This is a genomic window from Dactylosporangium roseum (assembly GCF_025264685.1).
GTDB classification, from domain to species: domain Bacteria; phylum Actinomycetota; class Actinomycetes; order Mycobacteriales; family Micromonosporaceae; genus Dactylosporangium; species Dactylosporangium roseum.
In genome coordinates this window covers 6,493,819-6,511,333 of record NZ_CP073721.1, presented here as the reverse complement: position 1 = coordinate 6,511,333, position 17,515 = coordinate 6,493,819, and the positions used below count along the sequence as shown (strand labels likewise).

The 17,515-nt window shown below is 71.2% G+C and carries 15 protein-coding genes and 1 tRNA gene; 7 read left to right on the top strand and 9 right to left on the bottom strand.

The window, feature by feature from the left end; all coding sequences use genetic code 11:
- The 3 genes from Drose_RS30505 to Drose_RS30495 form a co-directional block, all read right to left on the bottom strand.
- Nucleotides 1-735 carry an XRE family transcriptional regulator gene (locus tag Drose_RS30505; protein WP_260724721.1) on the bottom strand — a complete coding sequence of 245 codons (735 nt, stop codon included), beginning with the start codon at nucleotides 733-735 and terminating at the stop codon, nucleotides 1-3.
- Nucleotides 736-1,035: 300 nt separating this feature from the next.
- Nucleotides 1,036-1,110: transfer RNA gene (locus Drose_RS30500), tRNA-Val, on the bottom strand.
- A 102-nt stretch (nucleotides 1,111-1,212) separates the two neighbouring features.
- Nucleotides 1,213-1,671, bottom strand: coding sequence for a peroxiredoxin (locus Drose_RS30495; protein ID WP_260724720.1), 459 nt, complete (start codon nucleotides 1,669-1,671; stop codon nucleotides 1,213-1,215).
- A gap of 46 nt (nucleotides 1,672-1,717) precedes the next feature.
- On the opposite strand from Drose_RS30495, the gene Drose_RS30490 reads away from it, so the two are divergent.
- A complete protein-coding gene (locus Drose_RS30490; RefSeq protein ID WP_260724719.1) occupies nucleotides 1,718-4,432 on the top strand; it encodes an Hsp70 family protein in 2,715 nt (904 codons plus the stop codon).
- Nucleotide 4,433: 1 nt separating this feature from the next.
- On the opposite strand, the gene Drose_RS30485 is transcribed toward Drose_RS30490, so the two are convergent.
- From Drose_RS30485 to Drose_RS30465, 5 genes are all read right to left on the bottom strand, one after another.
- Entirely contained in the window at nucleotides 4,434-4,865 is a 432-nt protein-coding gene (locus tag Drose_RS30485) for a DUF3052 domain-containing protein (RefSeq protein WP_259858988.1), read from the bottom strand.
- A gap of 106 nt (nucleotides 4,866-4,971) precedes the next feature.
- The gene (locus Drose_RS30480) at nucleotides 4,972-7,611 is read right to left on the bottom strand and encodes a transketolase C-terminal domain-containing protein (RefSeq protein ID WP_260724718.1); all 2,640 of its coding nucleotides are present in this window, start codon (nucleotides 7,609-7,611) and stop codon (nucleotides 4,972-4,974) included.
- Nucleotides 7,612-7,674: 63 nt separating this feature from the next.
- Nucleotides 7,675-8,118, bottom strand: coding sequence for an NUDIX hydrolase (locus Drose_RS30475; RefSeq protein WP_260724717.1), 444 nt, complete (start codon nucleotides 8,116-8,118; stop codon nucleotides 7,675-7,677).
- 60 nt (nucleotides 8,119-8,178) lie between these two features.
- Entirely contained in the window at nucleotides 8,179-8,583 is a 405-nt protein-coding gene (locus Drose_RS30470; RefSeq protein ID WP_260724716.1) for a secondary thiamine-phosphate synthase enzyme YjbQ, read from the bottom strand.
- A gap of 23 nt (nucleotides 8,584-8,606) precedes the next feature.
- Nucleotides 8,607-9,005, bottom strand: a complete 399-nt coding sequence (locus Drose_RS30465) for a hypothetical protein (RefSeq protein ID WP_260724715.1) — start codon at nucleotides 9,003-9,005, stop codon at nucleotides 8,607-8,609.
- 268 nt (nucleotides 9,006-9,273) lie between these two features.
- Between Drose_RS30465 and aceE the strand changes: the two genes are divergently transcribed.
- Together aceE and Drose_RS30455 are read left to right on the top strand one after the other, a co-directional pair.
- The gene (gene aceE / locus Drose_RS30460) at nucleotides 9,274-12,018 is read left to right on the top strand and encodes a pyruvate dehydrogenase (acetyl-transferring), homodimeric type (protein ID WP_313899951.1); all 2,745 of its coding nucleotides are present in this window, start codon (nucleotides 9,274-9,276) and stop codon (nucleotides 12,016-12,018) included.
- 667 nt (nucleotides 12,019-12,685) lie between these two features.
- Entirely contained in the window at nucleotides 12,686-13,084 is a 399-nt protein-coding gene (locus Drose_RS30455) for a hypothetical protein (protein ID WP_260724714.1), read from the top strand.
- Between the two features lie 236 nt (nucleotides 13,085-13,320).
- Here Drose_RS30455 and Drose_RS30450 read toward each other — a convergent pair whose 3' ends face one another.
- On the bottom strand, nucleotides 13,321-13,947 hold the full coding sequence (locus Drose_RS30450; RefSeq protein ID WP_260724713.1) for a bifunctional DNA primase/polymerase: 627 nt from the start codon (nucleotides 13,945-13,947) through the stop codon (nucleotides 13,321-13,323).
- A gap of 193 nt (nucleotides 13,948-14,140) precedes the next feature.
- On the opposite strand from Drose_RS30450, the gene Drose_RS30445 reads away from it, so the two are divergent.
- The 4 genes from Drose_RS30445 to Drose_RS30430 are packed head-to-tail and all read left to right on the top strand — an operon-like array spanning nucleotide 14,141 to nucleotide 17,513.
- The gene (locus Drose_RS30445; RefSeq protein ID WP_260724712.1) at nucleotides 14,141-15,373 is read left to right on the top strand and encodes a helix-turn-helix domain-containing protein; all 1,233 of its coding nucleotides are present in this window, start codon (nucleotides 14,141-14,143) and stop codon (nucleotides 15,371-15,373) included.
- Between the two features lie 20 nt (nucleotides 15,374-15,393).
- Nucleotides 15,394-15,972 carry a flavoprotein gene (locus Drose_RS30440; RefSeq protein ID WP_260724711.1) on the top strand — a complete coding sequence of 193 codons (579 nt, stop codon included), beginning with the start codon at nucleotides 15,394-15,396 and terminating at the stop codon, nucleotides 15,970-15,972.
- A 9-nt stretch (nucleotides 15,973-15,981) separates the two neighbouring features.
- Nucleotides 15,982-16,776, top strand: a complete 795-nt coding sequence (locus tag Drose_RS30435; protein WP_260724710.1) for a Nif3-like dinuclear metal center hexameric protein — start codon at nucleotides 15,982-15,984, stop codon at nucleotides 16,774-16,776.
- Entirely contained in the window at nucleotides 16,773-17,513 is a 741-nt protein-coding gene (locus tag Drose_RS30430) for a zinc ribbon domain-containing protein (protein ID WP_260724709.1), read from the top strand. The genes Drose_RS30435 and Drose_RS30430 overlap by 4 nt, the downstream gene beginning before the upstream one ends.
- The last annotated feature ends 2 nt before the right edge of the window (nucleotides 17,514-17,515 follow it).

Here is a 17,515-nt window from a genome sequence, read left to right as displayed (position 1 = left end):
TCAATCCAGTGGTGTGCCGTTGGCCCATACCCGGTCGAAGCTCTCGACATAGGTACTGACCATGTCTCCGCCGGCGACGTGGCGCAGGTGCAGGACCGGGGCGTTGGAGGCGGGCGTGCCGAAGATGTGGGTGTTCGCGAGCACCTGGTCGTCGACGCGGTAGATCGAGTTGTAGAGGATCGTGCTGTGCAGGCGGAACTCGACGCCATCGATCTCGCGGAGCGGAGCGTGCAAGACCTGGGCCATGCGGCAACGGGCCGCCATGTCCATGTCGATGCCCTCGTCGATGCCGCGCTGGTAGACGTTGTCGCTGTCGGGGTCGCCTAGCAGGATGCGGACCTTGATGTCGTTCTCGGCCTTGCGGCGGATGGCGCGCATAATCCCGGCGTCCTCTGGGATGAACAGGCCGCTGTAGACGAGGATGCCGATCTCGTGCTCGGCGTTGTCGAAGAATGAGCGCCACAGCTCTGACGGGACGGCCCAGCGCGCCGGGTAGATGTTGACGATCTCGCTCTCGGAGGCGTTGGCGACTTGGTCTCGGCTCATCGCGTCCGGCCACAGATACGACTCGTCCACGCCGAGGCGGGCGGCTACGGCGTAGCGGTGGCGGCGGTACGGCAGCCGGCCCGCGATCCACCGTTCCACGCTCTTGGGGTCGACTTCGAGGACATCGGCGAGGTCGACCGGAGTGAGGCCGCGTTCCAGCATCGCTGTGCGCAGACGTTCGTTCGGCATAGCTCCCCGTCAAAGGACGTCTCGGCAGATGCCCACCCTAGGCGAGACATCTTCAACACGTCCAGCCATGACCTGAATACTTCCCGTCATATAGCGGATGCTCAATGCATCGAACACCAACGAACCTTCACCGGGATCCCGCAGCGGCGCAGATCTGAACCTGTCCACCATGTTCAGATCTTTCGCACGGTGATGCGCGAGGCGCTGAGCAAGTTGGGCGAGTGGCTGTCGTGACGGGACGTTGCTACACAGGTGGCTGCCCAACGCCCTTTGGAGATCGATTCGAGCGAGAAAACTTGCTGGTGGGCACGGTTGGGTTCGAACCAACGACCCCCCGCTTGTAAGGCGGGTGCTCTTCCACTGAGCTACGCGCCCCGGATCGCCGGCGGGGTCACCCGCCGAAGATTGGGTACCCAGATGTTACCCGAGCGCCCCACCAGCCCCACCCGGCATTACCGGCCTGTGGACCCGGGGGACTCACAGGGCCGCGATCGCCGTCCGCCAGCTCTCCTGGTCGCGAGCGGTCCCGGGGCCCAGCGCCTCCGCGAACCGCACCACGCCCGCCGAGTCGATGAGGAACGTGCCGCGGTTCGAGAAGCCCGCCTTCTCGTTGAACACCCCGTACGACCGGGCCACCGCGCCGTGCGGCCAGAAATCCGACAGCAGCGGAAAGCCGAAGCCCTCGCGGTCGGCCCACACCTTGTGGCTGTACGGCGAGTCGACGCTGACTGTCAGAACCTGGACGTTGTCGTTCTGGAAGTCGCCGAGATTGTCCCGTACTGCCCCCAATTCTCCCTGACAGGTGCCGGTGAACGCCAGCGGGTAGAAAACCAGGAGGACGGCTTTGCGGCCGCGGAACGCCGACAGCCGGACCTCCTGATTGTTCTGATCTTTGAGGACGAAGTCCGGCGCCTCGTATCCGACTTCCAGAGTCACGACATGAGCATGCCAGGTGTCGTACCGGGGGCCTACACTCGCCCGCATGGCAGCAGCGGGTCCACGTCTGGGCATCGACTTCGGGACCTCCCACACCGTCGCGCTGATCGCGTGGCCGGACGGGAGGGTTCGCCCGTTGCTGTTCGACGGCTCGCCGCTGCTCCCCTCCTCGGTCTACGCGCAGACCGACGGCGCGGTGCTGGTCGGCCGTGACGCCGTGCACGCCGCGCGCGTCGACCCGGCGCGGTTCGAGGCCAGCCCGAAGCGGCGCATCGACGACGGCACCGTGCTGCTCGGCGACCGTGAGGTTACCGTGCCGGCGCTGATCGGGGCCGTGCTCTCGCACGTCACGCAGGAGGCCACCCGGGTCGCGGGCGGGCCGGTCAGCGCGGTGACGATGACGCACCCGGCGGCCTGGGGCGTGTCGCGCCGCCTCGCCCTGGTCGAGGGCGCCAAGCTCGCGGGCCTGCCCCAGCCGGCCCTCATGCCGGAGCCGGTCGCCGCCGCGCATTATTTCGCGGGTGTACTGCGGAAGCCGCTGGACGCCGACCAGGGCCTCCTCGTCTACGACTTCGGTGGCGGCACCTTCGACGCGAGCATCGTGACCCGTGCCGGCGAGGGCTTCGACGTGCGAGCCGTGGACGGCATCGACGACCTCGGCGGCCTCGACCTCGACGCGCTGATCCTCGACTACGCGAAGCAGCAGCTCGCCGATCCCGACGTCTGGGGTCGCCTGGAGAGCCCGCAGACCACCGAGGACCGCCGCCACCGGCGCCTGCTGTGGGACGACGCCCGCATCGCGAAAGAGATGCTGTCCCGGACCGCCACGACCGGCCTGCACGTGCCGATCCTCGCCGCCGACGTCACCATCACCCGGGACGCCTTCGAGGAGCGCGCCCGTCCGCTGCTGGAGCAGACGGTCCGTACGACTGCCGGGGTGATCCGCTGGGCCGGCCTGGACAAGGCCCGGCTCGCCGGCGTCTTCCTCGTCGGCGGGTCGAGCCGCATCCCGCAGGTGGCCACGCTCCTGGAGCGCGAGCTCGGCCTCGCCCCGACGATCATCGAACAGCCCGAGCTGGTCGTTGCCGAGGGCAGCCTCCGCGCCTGGGTCAACATCGGCGCTCAGGCCGCCTCGACCGCCCAGCCCGTCAGCGGTGCCCCGGGCGGCGCGGGAGCAGCAGGTGCCGCCGCGGCAGGGCCGGCCGGAGCCGCCGCGGCAGGGGCCGGGGCGGCGCTCGCCGGAGCGGCGGCGGCCCAGGCGGCGACACCTTCGGGCCCGACCCCGCCCGGCGGCTTCCCGCAGTCCGCCCAGCCCGCACCGGTCGCGTTCCAGCAGGGCGCCCGGCCGCAGCACGGTGCGCCCGGCTACCCGGGCGCGGGGCAGCCAGGAGAGGCGGGAGCCCAGTCCGGCCAGCCGGGATATCCGGGCCAGGGGCAGTCCGGGCAACCCGGCCAGCCGGGCGCCGGTCAGGGTCAGTCCGGCCAGCCGGGCGCAGGACAGCCCGGGGCAGGACAGCCCGGAGCAGGCTTCCAGCAGGTCAATCCCGCCGCGTACCACCACGGGCCCGCCACGCCGACCGGAGCGGCCGCACCGGTCAGCGCCTTGCCCATGAGCGGCGGGCCGGTGAGTGGTGCCCCCGTCAGCGCCGCCCCGGTGAGCCCCGTCAGTCCGTACCAGGCAGGCCAGGCCAGGCCGGTCAGCTCGGCGCCGGTGAGCCCGGTCGGGCCGGGAATGTACGGCGCCGATGCGGAGGCCACCCAGCCGATCCGCCCCTCGGCGCCGATCCCGGCGCCCGCTCCGGCACCGGTCTACATCTCGCCGGCCGCGACGCCGGCCGTGTACGCGTCGCCGTCGTTGCGGGAGGAGCCGCCGACGCCACCGCCGCCGTCCCGGCCCCGCCGCAACCTGGCGGTGCCGATGCTGGTCGGGCTCCTTGTGCTGGCGCTGGCGCTGGCTGGATACGTCGTGTTCCGCGACCGCAACACCCGCGACAAGCAGGGCGCCACGTCGGCGTCCACGACGCCGAGCGTGGCGCCCCAGGCGAGCCGCAGCCCGCGCGTCATCCCGCAGGGGTACCGGCGGGAGCAGCGGCCCTTCTGGGTGCCCGAGGGCTGGCGCCAGATGCAGATCGGCGACGTCGACGACGTCTGGCGCAACCAGGAAGAGTCCGAGGGTGGCCGCTGCGAGGCGACGTCGGAGACGCTGCACGTGACGACCGTTGACAAGGGGCTGACCGGCTGCACGCTGAAGCAACCGCTCGACACCGGTCTCACCGACTCCGCCATCGAGGCGAAGGTCCACCTGACCAGCGGCTGCGCCGGCATGTGGCTGCGCACCGGCGACAAGGGCTACGTGCTCGCGTACTGTGCCGACGGCAATGTCCGCATCCACCGCCTCGGCGACGCCGCCCCGAGCCAGAACAACACGCTCGCGGAGTGGACGTACAAGGCCGAGTCGGACGCGTACGTGGCATTCGTCGTCAACGGCACGACGCTGAACTTCTACATCGGGGGTGTGCAGTTCGGGCCGGTCAGCGACGTGGAGATCCTGAAGGGCCGGACCAACCTGGGCGCGTTCGCGAGCACCGGCGTGGCCGACGTCGAGTTCTCCGACGTGCGGGTCTTCACGCCGCAGTCCTCGACGAACGCAGGCGGGGGCAGCCCGAAGAGCTCGCCATCGACGACGAGGTCGGGCTGGTCGTCGAGCTCGCCAACGAAGTCTCCCACCTGGAATCCCCCGTCGACGAGCACGGCGGGCTAGCTCAGCGGCGAGACCTGGCGGCGCGGGGCGCGACGAGGCGCGCGGCGGTCCAGTCCTTGCCGGCGTTGACCGTGGAGGTCTGCTGCAACCCCGCGGTGGGCGCCGACTCGTTGATCTCGCTCGGCTCGACGTGTCCAGGGCGGCCGGCCTTGGGCGTGAGCAGCCACACCACGCCGTTGTCCGCCAGCGGGCCGAGCGCGTCGATGAGCGTCTCGACCAGGTCGCCGTCGTCGTCGCGCCACCAGAGCAGCACCACGTCGACGACCTCGTCGGTCTCCTCGTCAACCAGTTCCCCGCACCGGTCGATCAGGACGTCGCGGAGATCCTGGTCGACGTCGTCGTCGTACCCCATCTCCATAACGACCATGCCCGGTTCGACTCCGAACCGGTCCGCCAGGCTCTTCACCTCGGCCTGACCCGCGGTCGCGTTCACTGTCCACTGCCTCCTGTCGAAACACCACTGTTAGCGCGTAGTCCACACAGTACGGGCCGTCAACGCAAGTGGCGCACCGATGCGATCGAAAAACTATCGGTCCAAGTTACCGGGCCAACAGGGATCTCGCGCCCTGGACGATCTGTTCCTCGGACACCAGGACGTGGCTGGCGGCGGGTCCGAGCGGCACGAACGAGTCGACGGCGGCCACTCGCCGGGCGACCCCGACGTATCCGGCGTCGACCAGGGCCGCGATGATCCCCTCGCCGACGCCGCCCGAGCGGCGGGTCTCGTCCACGACCAGCACCCGGCCGGTGTCCGAGGCGTGCTTGATGATGTCGCCGACCGGCAGCGGCGCGAGCCACCGCAGGTCGACGACCCGGCAGGCGATGCCCTCCCCGGCGAGCCGGGCGGCGGCCCGCAGCGACAGCCGTACCCCGTTGCCGAAGGTGATGATCGTCAGGTCGTCGTTGGGCCCGCTGGCGTACGCCCTGGCGCGGCCGATCGGCACATGGAGGGCCGACCATTCGCTCGGCGGTGCGTAGTCGGACAGCCACCAGTTGTCGTTCTCGGAGTGCAGGTCGCGGGTGTGGTACAGCGCGATCGGCTCCAGGAAGACGCACACGCTGCCGTCGACGACGGCGCTGGCCAGGCACGTGCGCAGCATCGGCGCGGCGTCCTCGGCCCGGGCGGGCGCGGCGACGACCAGGCCCGGGATGTCGCGGAGCACGGCCAGGGCGTTGTCGTTGTGGAAGTGCCCGCCGAAACCGAGCTGGTACGCCAGGCCGGCGACCCGCACGACCATCGGGTTGTGGAAGGCGCCCTGCGAGAAGAACTGCATGGTGGCGGCCTCGCCGCGTAGCTGGTCCTCGGCGTTGTGGAGATAGGCCAGGTACTGGATCTCGGGCACCGGCAGCATGCCGGCCAGCCCGGCGCCGAGGCCGAGGCCGAGGATGCTGGTCTCGTCGAGGAGGGTGTCGAAGATCCGGGTGCCGCCGAACCGGTCCCGCAGTCCCTTGGTGACCCCGTAGACGCCGCCCTTCGCGGCGACGTCCTCGCCGAAGAGGATCATCTGCGGATACGCCAGCATCGCGTCCGTCAGGGTCGCGTTGATGGTCTGGGCGAGGGTCAGCGGACCGGCCCGTTCGGGCAGGCGGCCGTTGAAGGCGGCGGCGCGGGTCGGCGGGTGCCCGGTGCCGCCGGGCCGGCCGTTCGGGGCCGGTGTGGTGGCGTCGACGCTCTCGGGGACCTCCTCGGCGGCAGGCTCGGGCCATTCGTCCTCGTCGTCGGCGGCGACCTCGGCAGGCGCCGTGGAATCATCCCCGGAACCATCCCCGTCCTCGCGCGCGGGCTCGTCCGGGCTCCCGGCGCCGTCCGGCGCGGCGGCACCGGGCTGACCGGCGGCAGGCGGCTCGCCGAGGGCCCACGGCGGCTCGCCGGCCGCCATCCGCGGCGCGGCGGCCCCGGCGGGCGTGAACTCCAGGTCGTCACCGATCGAGGCGACGTCGCCGTCCTCCTCGTCGATCAACTGGGTGGCCGCGTCGCTGACCGCCCGCGACACCCGCACCGGCCGCCGGGGCGCCAGCGGGGCGGTGATCTCCGAGGCGTTGGCCAGCTTCGGCTCGCCGAGCACCTCCTCGGCGACCCGGCGCACCTCCCAGCCCAGCTCGTCGTAGCGGGCCATCAGCTCGGCCGGGGTCGCCATGCCCGCGTCGACGAGCAGCCTGGCGGTGCGCACCAGCGGGTCGCGGGCCAGGTCGGCGGCGATGTCGGCCGGCGAGCGGTAGGCCATCTCGGCGTCGGCGCCGGCGTGGCCCATCAGCCGGACCGTGGTCAGGTGCAGGACGGCGGGCCTGCGGTACCGCCGGACCCACGCCGCCGCCTCCGCGGCCCGGTCGTAGGCGGCGGCGCTGTCGCAGCCGTCGGCCGCGTAGTACCGCACGCCGGGCCGGCTCTGCAGGGTCGCGGCGACCCAGCCGTCGGGCGAGCGGACACTGATCCCCAGGCCGTTGTCCTCGCAGAGGAACAGCAGCGGCAGCTTGATGCCGACGTGGTCGCACCAGCCGGCGGTGTTGAGCGCCGCGGTGGCGGCGGCGTGGTTGACCGAGGCGTCGCCGAAGGAGCACACGACGACGGCGTCGGCGGGCCAGCCGTGCCCGTTGGCGGGCGGGACGAGGTCACGCGCCGCGGGCGCCGGCCGGCCGGAGGCGGTGTTGACCCGGCGGCCGCGGCCCAGCGCGTACGCCACGCCGACCGCCCGCGGCAGGTGCGAGGCGATCGTCGACGTGGTCGGGATGACGTGCAGGTCGGCGTGGCCGAAGACCTTGTGCCGGCCGCCGGCGATCGGCTCCCGCGCCGAGGCGACCACCCCGCGCAGCACGTCACGGACCGGGTCGCTGCCGGCGACCTGACCGGCGCGCATGCAGTAGAAGCCGCCGGAGCGGTAGTGCAGCAGGGCCGGGTCGGTCGGGCGCAGCGCGGCCGCGACCGCGGCGTTTCCCTCGTGGCCGGACGAGCCGATCGTGTAGTAGCCCGCCTCGAAGCTGCGCAGCCATCGGGCGGCCAGGTCGAGGTGGCGGCTCGTCGATTGGGCGTCGAAGAGCGCCCGGGCCTGCGCGCCGGTGAGCGCGGTGTCGTCCCGCACCGGCTCGTCGAGGTCCCGGATGACCGTGGCGGCGACAAGCCCGGCAAGCTCCGAACGGAAGCGCTCGTCGAGATCCTGAGGGGTGGTCACGCTCGACAGCATGGCCGAAAACGGTCATCGGACGCCACTCCAGCCCGTCCGTCCGCGCGGACGCGTCGCCGGCGGCTACGCCCGCCCGCGCTCCGCAAGGGCTCTGTACTGCGGGGAGTCGAGGAAACCCGGCACCAGTGCCGCGGCGGTCACGCCCAGGTCACGCGAAAGCGCCTCCTCGGGTGTGAGGAACACCATCGCCTGCCCCTCGCCGAGCACCACATCCTCCTGGGTGGCGTCGGTCGGCCCGCAGAACACGTGCATCTCCACCAGGCCGTCCACGGTGGACACCGACGGCCGGGTGCGGGTGTCGTAGTGCTCCAGCACGTCGGCGGTCAGGCCGGTCTCCTCCAGCACCTCCCGGCGGGCCGCGGCGATCGGCGTCTCACCGTCCTCGATCTTGCCGCCGGGCATGGCCCACTGGTTCGGCGACACCTTGGCGTGCCGGTCACGGTGCTGCATGAGGAGCCGGCCCTGGGGGTCGACGAGGAACACAACGGCGACACGGCGCTCGATCACGGCATCAATCCTCACGCGCCACGGCCCGGAGGCCGGGAAGAAACGCGGTTCATTCAGGCTTTATCCCCGCAGGAATGAGAAGCGGACCTGGCGGGTGGTGTTGTCGCCGTTGGGGTCCACCAGGCAGATCGACTGCCAGGTGCCCAGGGCGAGGCGACCGCCGAGGACCGGCAGGGTCGCATACGGCGCGACGAACGCCGGCATGACGTGGTCCCGGCCGTGGCCGGGGGAGCCGTGCCGGTGCCGCCAGCGGTCGTCGGCCGGCAGCACGTCGTCGAGGGCGCGCAGGAGGTCGTCGTCGCTGCCGGCACCGGTCTCGATGATCGCCACGCCGGCGGTCGCGTGCGGGACGAAGACGTGCAGCAGCCCGTCGCCCCGCTCCGCCACGAAGCGGCTCGCATCGTCGGTGATGTCCCGGACGGCCGGCCGTGAGCCGGTCCGGACGGTGATGACCTCGGTGTGCATCGCCACAGTGTGGCAGCCTGCCGTCAGTCGCCGGAGCTCGAACCGGCACTCGAGCCCGAGTCGCTCGAACCCGACGACCCGGAGTCGTTCGAGCCGGAGTCGGTCGAGCTGGAGAAACCGGAGTCGCTCCAGCTCGAGCCGGAGTCGCCGTGGCCGTGGTGGTGATGGTCGATCGTATGGCCATATGTGTGGAACGCGGGCCCGGGGTCGTGGGGTGAGGTCGGTGACGGGTGGTGGGGCGGCGGTGGCGGGGAGTCCGGCCCGCCCGGCGTCCAGGTGGGCCCGAGCGGGTTGTTCGCGGGCTTGACGGCGGGCGCCGCGACCTTGCGGACGACCCGCACGACCGTGACGGTCACGATGCTCAGGGCGATGGTCACGATTCCCAGGGGGAGCAGCAGCCACCAGGCGGAATTGTCGGGCACGGCCGGACGGTAACCGACGCGGAAGCCTGGAATACTGGATGAGTCGCCGTCCCGTCAATAGCGAAACACGACAGAGGTTACCCATGGGTATCGTGTCGCGCGTCGCAGTTGGTGTCCCGTAGACGTGACGGACGGCACGAGGGGCGGGCAGGATGGGACATGGGCCCACACAACGGCCATGAACCAGCGAGCCACCCAGAGGCCACCCAGACCGGTCGCAGCGCGCCACGCCATCGTCCTCCGGTCGCGACCAATAGAAGGAACGCCTGTGTCCACCGAACGCAAGCGCCCGGTGATCAGCGACGGCCTGCCGAGCCAACTGCCGGACATCGACCCCGAGGAAACCACCGAATGGGTCGAGTCGCTGGACGGAGTTATCGACGAGCGCGGCACCAAGCGCGCCCGATACGTGATGCTGCGCCTGCTGGAGCGCGCCCGGGAGCGACAGGTCGGCGTCCCGCCGCTGACCACCACCGACTACATCAACACCATCCCGCCGGAGCGCGAGCCCTGGTTCCCGGGTGACGAGCACGTCGAGCGGCGCATCCGCGCCTACATCCGGTGGAACGCCGCGATGCTCGTCCAGCGCGCCCAGCGTCCCGACGTGGGTGTCGGCGGTCACATCTCGACCTTCGCGAGTGCCGCCAGCCTCTACGAGGTCGGCTTCAACCACTTCTTCCGCGGCAAGGACCACCCGGGCGGCGGCGACCAGGTCTTCTTCCAGGGCCACGCCTCCCCGGGCATGTATGCGCGGGCGTTCATGGAGGGCCGGCTCGGCGAGCAGCAGCTCGACGGGTTCCGCCAGGAGTTGTCGCACCGCGGCCTCGGCGGCGGTCTGCCCAGCTACCCGCACCCGCGGCTCATGCCGAGCTTCTGGGAGTTCCCGACGGTCTCCATGGGCCTCGGCGGCATCAACGCGATCTACCAGGCACGCTTCAACCGGTACCTGCACAACCGGGGTTTCAAGGACACGTCCGGCCAGCACGTCTGGGCGTTCCTGGGCGACGGCGAGATGGACGAGCCGGAGACCCTCGGCGCGATCGGCGTCGCGGCCCGCGAGGAGCTCGACAACCTCACCTTCGTGATCAACTGCAACCTGCAGCGCCTCGACGGCCCGGTCCGCGGCAACGGCAAGATCATGCAGGAGCTGGAGGCCTTCTTCCGGGGCGCCGGGTGGAACGTGATCAAGGTCGTCTGGGGCCGCGAGTGGGACCCGCTGCTCGCCGCCGACACCGACGGTGCGCTGGTCAACCTCATGAACGTCACGCCCGACGGCGACTATCAGACGTTCAAGGCGGAGTCCGGTGCCTACGTCCGCGAGCACTTCTTCGGCCGTGACCCGCGCACCCGCAAGATGGTCGAGCACCTCAGCGACGACCAGATCTGGAACCTCAAGCGGGGCGGCCACGACTACCGCAAGCTCTACGCGGCGTACAAGGCGGCCACCGAGCACACCGGCCAGCCGACGGTGATCCTCGCCAAGACGATCAAGGGCTGGACGCTGGGCTCGCACTTCGAGGGCCGCAACGCGACCCACCAGATGAAGAAGCTCACGCTCCAGGACGTCAAGGACTTCCGCGACCGGCTGTACCTCGACATCCCGGACAGCGCGATCGGCGACAACCCGTATGCGGTGCCCTACTACCGGCCCGACGAGAAGTCCGACGAGATGCAGTACATGCGGGAGCGGCGGGCCGCGCTGGGCGGCCCGGTGCCGCAGCGGCGCACCACCCACATCCCGCTCCAGTTGCCCGAGTCGAAGGTCTACGGCGACATCAAGCGCGGCTCCGGCAAGCAGAAGGTCGCCACGACGATGGCGTTCGTCCGCATGCTCAAGGACCTGATGCGGGACAAGGGCATGGGCAACCGGTGGGTGCCGATCATCCCCGACGAGGCCCGGACCTTCGGCATGGACTCGCTCTTCCCCACGGCGAAGATCTACTCGCCGCACGGGCAGAACTACACGCCGGTCGACCGGGAGCTCTTCCTGTCGTACCGCGAGTCGACCGGCGGTCAGATCCTGCACGAGGGCATCAACGAGGCCGGCTCGGTCGCCTCGTTCACCGCGGCCGGGACCAGCTACGCGACGCACGGCCAGCCGATCATCCCGGTCTACATCTTCTACTCGATGTTCGGCTTCCAACGCACCGCCGACGGCATCTGGGCGGCCGCCGACCAGATGACCCGTGGTTTCCTGCTGGGCGCGACCGCCGGGCGCACCACGCTCAACGGTGAGGGCCTGCAGCACGAGGACGGCCACTCGCTGCTCATCGCGGCGACCAACCCGGCCGTCGTGGCCTACGACCCGGCGTTCGGGTACGAGATCGCGCACATCACCGAGAACGCGGTCAACCGCATGTACGGTGAGGCCCCGGAGGACCTCATCTACTACCTGACCGTCTACAACGAGCCGATCTTCCAGCCCGCCGAGCCCGCGGGCGTCGACGTGGAAGGCCTGCTGCGGGGCCTGTACCGGTACCAGGCGGCACCGGTCCAGGAGGGCCCCAAGGCGCAGTTGCTGGCCTCGGGCACGGGCATGCAGTGGGCGCTCAAGGCCCAGAAGCTCCTCGCCGAGGAATGGGGCGTGGCGGCCGACGTCTGGTCCGCGACGTCCTGGACGGAGCTGCGCCGGGACGCGGTACAGGCGGAGGAGCACAACCTGCTGCACCCGTCCGAGGAGCCCCGGGTGCCGTACGTGACACAGGTCCTCCAGAACACCGCCGGCCCGGTCGTCGCCGTCAGCGACTTCATGCGGGCGGTGCCGGACCTGATCGCCCGCTGGGTGCCGAACGACTACACCTCGCTGGGCACCGACGGCTTCGGCCTGTCCGACACGCGTCACGCGCTGCGCCGCCACTTCCACGTCGACGCCGAGTCGATCGTGGTCGCCGCGCTGCGTCAGCTCGCCCGCCGTGGCGAGGTCCCGGCCTCGGCCCCGGCGGAGGCGGCGAAGAAGTACGCGATCGACGACGTCAACGCCGCGCCGGTCGGCGAGACCGGTGGCGACTCGTGACCTCGTGACAGGGGTCGTCGCTACGAGGGCCGTGCCCCGATCGGGGCACGGCCCTCGTCCGTTGCCGTCACCCGTCCGGGTGGCCGTGCGGCGGGCCGCCACCGCCGGGTGACGCGCTCATTCACCCGGCTCGTGACGGTTTCTTTCACCGTTGTCCGGACCGGTGGTGAAACAACCGGTGTCGCGGTGTTCGGTGCGGTCGGATCCGCCGCCGAATAGGCCCTCGCGGTCGATTTCCGGGGCACAATTGCGTGCCGGGAGCCGCCCGGCGGATCCCGCCGTCCCGCGCGACGCGCCGGCGAAGCTCGGGTGATCCGCCCCGGACGGCGGTCATGAGCCGGAAAGGGCCGGCCGGCGGAGTCGCCGCGACCTTGATCGGCTCGGCATTTTTTCCGGCCGATTCGGCGAACGCATGATGATCGGGCATCGCCGATGTCATCATAGTGCAGGATTCGGCGTTGGAGCGCATGGTCGCGGTGATGTCGAGGCGCCGGCGCGCCGCGGCCGAGAAATGTCGGACCATGCGACACGACACGCCGTTTCTCCCGAGGTTGATGATTCTTTTCTTCGGAGAACATGAAATGTATCGGTGCCGACGCGACCGGCAGCGCTCCGGCCGGCGTGCTGGACGCCGCACCACAACCCACCGAAGGGCCGTGCAGGAACGATGCCACCCGACGCTGTCGCGCTGGTCATGGCGTACCTCGGCGCACAGGAGCGCTTGGCGGGCGTGACGCTGGTGACGACCCGCCCGGACGACGTGGTCGACGCGGTGCCCGTGCTGCTCGTGGAGGCGGTGGGGGAGCCGGTCGCCTCCCGGATGCCGTGGGCCCGTGCGGTACGGTGGCATCTCGGCCTCCAGGTGTGGGCCGAGGACGACGACGCGACGAAGATCGCACACGGCGCGCTCACCGCACTGCTCGCCGCCCGTGGTGTGCGCCTGCCCGACGGCGGCCGGATCATCCGGGCCGACCCGGCGGCGGAGCCGATGGAGGTCCCGGACCGCAAGCTGTCCGACGGCCTGCGTAGGGTCGTGGCCACGGTCGACGTCTCGGTCCGCGAGTGATCGGCGGGGTCGTCACTCAGGAAAGTCGATCAATAGAGTAGATCGACACTCAATGGTAGGTAGGCGGCTGCCTATCTCTTGAGTACATCCGTTGCGTTACAAGGGGTCGACTTAGGGCTACAGCGACGCTACCTTGGGCATCGGCCTGAATTCTGCACGTGAATATTCGTGCGGGATCGGCCGAGCGAGGTTTCGGCACGGACCCCCGGCAGGAAGCGTAGCCAATGCATGCCCAGTTATGCCGCCGCACGCCATGTGGTGCGCCGATCGAAGGCGGTCGACGGACCGGCCCCGAGGGCGTCGAGCATGAGCGCCTGCACGGCGTAGGGCTCGGCCGGCCGCCAGCCGTGGGCGTCGGGCGGCAGTTCCCAGCGCACCCGCCCGCCGAACTGCGGGCTCGGCGGTGCGGGCACCCAGGAATCCGGACCGTGCAGCACGACCTCGGGTTGCTGGGCCAGTTCCGGCAGGACGCCGTGACCCGGGAGTACCAGAAACATCCAACGCCCGCCGGGGGCCACCGCGACCGGTCCGCGTGCCGCGACGAACCCGTCACCGAGCAGCGCGGCCCGGCCCAGTGCGGCCGGCACCTCCAGCACGTCGAACGCGTGCCCGGTCGGGAACAGCACGCTGTACGGCCGGACCCGCCAGTGCGCGGCCGCGACCTCGGGCGAGGCGGTCGGCGGCAGCGGTGCCGGGTGGCAGGCCACCGTCGGGCAGCCGGCCTCGCCGCAGTCGAAGCGGCGCTGCCGCGACAGCCGTCCGGCGGGTCCGCCGACCAGCGCCGCGCCGGGCCGCACCGGCCAGCCGTGCGCGGTGTACCCGACGGCCGCTTTGCGGAGCTTGAACCGTTCCCAAGCGAGCATGAACGCCTCCTGCCAGGCGGGATCACTCGGAAGTGCGCACAGCACCACGTCACGTCACCGGACGCTGTGTACGTCGTTGGTCTTGGCGACGGGGGCTGCAACTTGCATCTCGGAACGTATGAGCAGGCGTGCCGGTGGAACCGCACAAAGCGTGCGATTTCGACCGGGCGGGTGACCTCCGGAGGTGAGCGACGTGGATGAGCTGCCCATCGGCCGCCGCGTGGCGTACTGGCGGAACCGGCGGAAGATGTCGCAGCAGGTCTTCGCCGATCGGCTCGGCAAGTCAAAGAGCTGGGTCGACAAGGTGGAGCGCGGGGTGCGCCGGCTCGACAAGTTCTCCGTCGTGTACGAGATCGCCGATGTGTTGCAGCTCGACGTGCAGATCCTGCTCGGCAAGGACCCGGAGCGCCGGCCGGAGAACCCCAGCGGCGTCGACCAGGTCGAGGTCGAGGAGATCCGCGCCGCTCTGGAGCGGTACGACCAGATCAGCGCCTTCTTCTACGCCCCGCCGGAGCCGCCGCCGCTGAGCGAGATGCGCAAGGCGGTCACCCACGCCTGGCTGTCGTTCCAGCACGCGAAGTACGGCGCGCTCGCCCGCACCCTGCCCCGCCTCCTGCGGGAGGCGCAGGCCGCCGACACCGCCTACGGCGACGGCCCGCATGCGCGGGAGGCCGCCCACCTGCTCGGGCAGGTCTACCAGATCTCCGCGTCGGTGTTGCGCAAGCTCGGCGAGCACGAGCTGTCCTGGCTCGCCGCGGACCGCTCGATCGCCGTCTCCCACCGTGCCGGCGACCAGTTGCTCGCCGGTGTGGCCACCGCGCGGGTCGCGATGGCGCTGCTGTCCCTGGGGCGGGCCCGACCGGCCTTGGAGATCAACGTCAACGTCGCCAATCGGCTCGCTCCCGGTGTCGGTGGCAACGACAGCTCGCCCGAACGGCTCTCGGTCTACGGTCAGCTCCTGTTGCAGGGTGCCATGGCGGCGGCCCGGATCGGTGACGGTGCGACGGTCCGGGACCTGCTGGCCGGTGCCGAGGAGGCGTCGCGCGGTCTCGACGGCGACGCCAACTACTACTGGACCTGTTTCGGGCCGACGAACGTCCAGCTCCATCGTGCGGCGGCCGCCGTCGAGCTCGGTGAGGGCCGGACGGCGGTGGAGGTGCACGAACGGCTGGACCCTGAGGGGTTCAACGCGTTGCTGCCGGAGCGCCGGGCCCACCACTTCCTCGATCAGGCGCGGGCCCGGGCGCTGATCGGCGACATCGACGTGGCCAGCGAGATGCTGCTGGAGGGTGATCGGCTGGCCCCGGCCGAGATCCGTTGCCGGCCGCTGGCCCACGAGGTGCTCAGCGACGTGCTGCGCCGCACCCGGGGCACTCCGTCAGCTTCGGTCGCCGAACTGGCCGAACATATGAGCGTCGGGGTCTGAACAGGGTGCACAATGCCGGCATGTCCGGACCCGTCCTTTACGCTGTGGTGTGCGGCTCCCCGAGCACCCAAGGGGTTGGCAAGCTGGTCTCGCTCGCTCGGCGACGGGGCTGGGACGTCTGCGTGGTCGCCACACCCGATGCCCTGAAGTGGCTCGACGTTCCCCGCATCGTGGTGCAGACCGGGCATCCCGTCCGGCACCGGTACAAATACCCCGGTGACCCCGACGTCCTCCCGGCGGCCGACGCGATGATCGTCGCGCCGGCGACCGTCAACACCATCAACAAGTGGGCCGCCGGCATCGCCGACACCCTGGCGCTGGGCATGCTCGTAGAGGCCATCGGCATGGGGCTGCCGATCGTGGCCCTGCCGTTCACCAACGCCGCGATGGCCGCCCACCCGGCGTTCGGCGAGTCGATCGACCGGCTCCGCTCGTGGGGCGTGACCGTGCTCTACGGCGAGGACGTCGTCCGGCTGCACGCGCCCGGCCAGGGCGACCGGCTGGTGGAGGAGTTCCCCTGGGAACTGGCGCTCAGGGCACTCGACGAGCATCCGGCCATCCACGCCCAACGCGTCGCCGGCCCGGGCGGCGTGGAGTAACGTCACGCCGTGCGCGTCGCCGAACTGGTGCGGCTGCTGGAGCAGCGCTATCCCGTGTCCTGGGCCGAGGACTGGGACCGTGTCGGGTTCGTCCTGGGTGAGCCCGACGCCCCCGTCGCCAAGGTCCTCCTGGCCGTCGACTGTGACCCGGCCACCGTCGAGGAGGCGGCGACTGCCGGCGCCGACCTCATGTTCACCCACCATCCGTTGCTGTTGCGCGGCGTCTCGACCCTGGCGCCAACGACGTACAAGGGGCGCATCGTCCACCGGATGATCCGGTCCGGCATCGCGCTCTACACCGCCCACACCAACGGCGACGTCGCGAACCCCGGCGTCTCCGACGCCCTGGCGGCCCGCCTGGGCCTGCGCGACGTCCGCCCGCTGCGCCCCTCACCCGACGAGCCTTCCCGCGGGCACGGCCGGATCGGCACGCTGCCCGTCCCGGCGACCCTGGCCGAGTTCGTCGAGCTCGCCGCCGCCGTTCTGCCCGGAGGTGTACGGGCATCAGGGGACCCGTCCACACCCGTCACCACGGTGGCCGTGTCCGGCGGCTCCGGCGACGCGTTCCTGGCCGACGCCGTGCGGGCCGGCGTTGACGCATACTTGACCGCGGATCTGCGCCACCATCCGGCGCAGGAACATCTTGCCGGCGGCGGACCGGCCCTCGTCGACGTCACGCACTGGGCGTCGGAGCGGCCGTGGCTCGACGACGTCGCGGTGTTCCTGCGGACCGAGGCCGGCGTGGAGACGATCGTGTCCGATGTGGACACGTCTCCCTGGACCCTGTGGAGGACTCCTTCGTGAAAGCTGATCCGGAAGCGCAGCGGCGGCTGCTGGACCTACAGGCGATCGACATCGCGCTGACCCAGCTCGCCCACAAGCGCAAGGCGCTGCCCGAGCACGCCGAGCTGGACCGGCTGGCGCGTGAGCTGTCCACTTTGGAGGACGAACGGGTCCGCGCCCAGGTCGCCGTCGACGACCTGGACCGCGACATCAGCCGTCTCGAGCGCGACGTCGAGCAGGTCCGCGCCCGCAAGGACAAGGATCAGGCCCGCCTCGACGCCGGCACCGGCCCGGCCCGCGAGCTGGAGGCGCTCCAGCACGAAATCGCCACGCTCAACCGGCGCCAGAGCGAGCTCGAGGACGCCGAGCTGGAGCTGATGGAGCAGCGGGAGACCGCGCAGGCCGCCCTCGACGAGGTCGTCGGCCGGCTCACCGCCGCGCGCGGCACACGGGAGGAGAGCGAGCGCCGCCGCGACGAGGCCCTGGCCGGGATCGCGAAGGACGAGGAGTTCCGCCGGGCCGGCCGCCGGCCGCTCGCCGCCGACCTGCCCGCCGACCTGGTCTCGCTCTACGACCGGATCCGGGAGAGCAGCGGCGGCATCGGCGCCGCGATGCTCCGCCACGGCCGGTGCGAGGGCTGCCGCATCGAGCTGGCCGGCGGTGACAAGGCCCGGGTCAAGGCGGCACCGGCCGACGAGGTCGTGCGGTGCGAGGAGTGCCGCCGCATCCTGGTCCGGACCGCCGAGTCGGGGCTCTGACC

Bases quoted from the DNA above. Each gene is read 5' to 3' on its own strand.
- Drose_RS30440 (WP_260724711.1), top strand. From the start codon at position 15,394: ATGTCCGGACCCGTCCTTTACGCTGTGGTGTGCGGCTCCCCGAGCACC.
- Drose_RS30450 (WP_260724713.1), bottom strand. From the start codon at position 13,947: ATGCTCGCTTGGGAACGGTTCAAGCTCCGCAAAGCGGCCGTCGGGTAC.
- Drose_RS30490 (WP_260724719.1), top strand. From the start codon at position 1,718: ATGGCAGCAGCGGGTCCACGTCTGGGCATCGACTTCGGGACCTCCCAC.
- Drose_RS30455 (WP_260724714.1), top strand. From the start codon at position 12,686: ATGCCACCCGACGCTGTCGCGCTGGTCATGGCGTACCTCGGCGCACAG.
- Drose_RS30470 (WP_260724716.1), bottom strand. From the start codon at position 8,583: ATGCACACCGAGGTCATCACCGTCCGGACCGGCTCACGGCCGGCCGTC.
- Drose_RS30505 (WP_260724721.1), bottom strand. From the start codon at position 735: ATGCCGAACGAACGTCTGCGCACAGCGATGCTGGAACGCGGCCTCACT.
- Drose_RS30480 (WP_260724718.1), bottom strand. From the start codon at position 7,611: ATGCTGTCGAGCGTGACCACCCCTCAGGATCTCGACGAGCGCTTCCGT.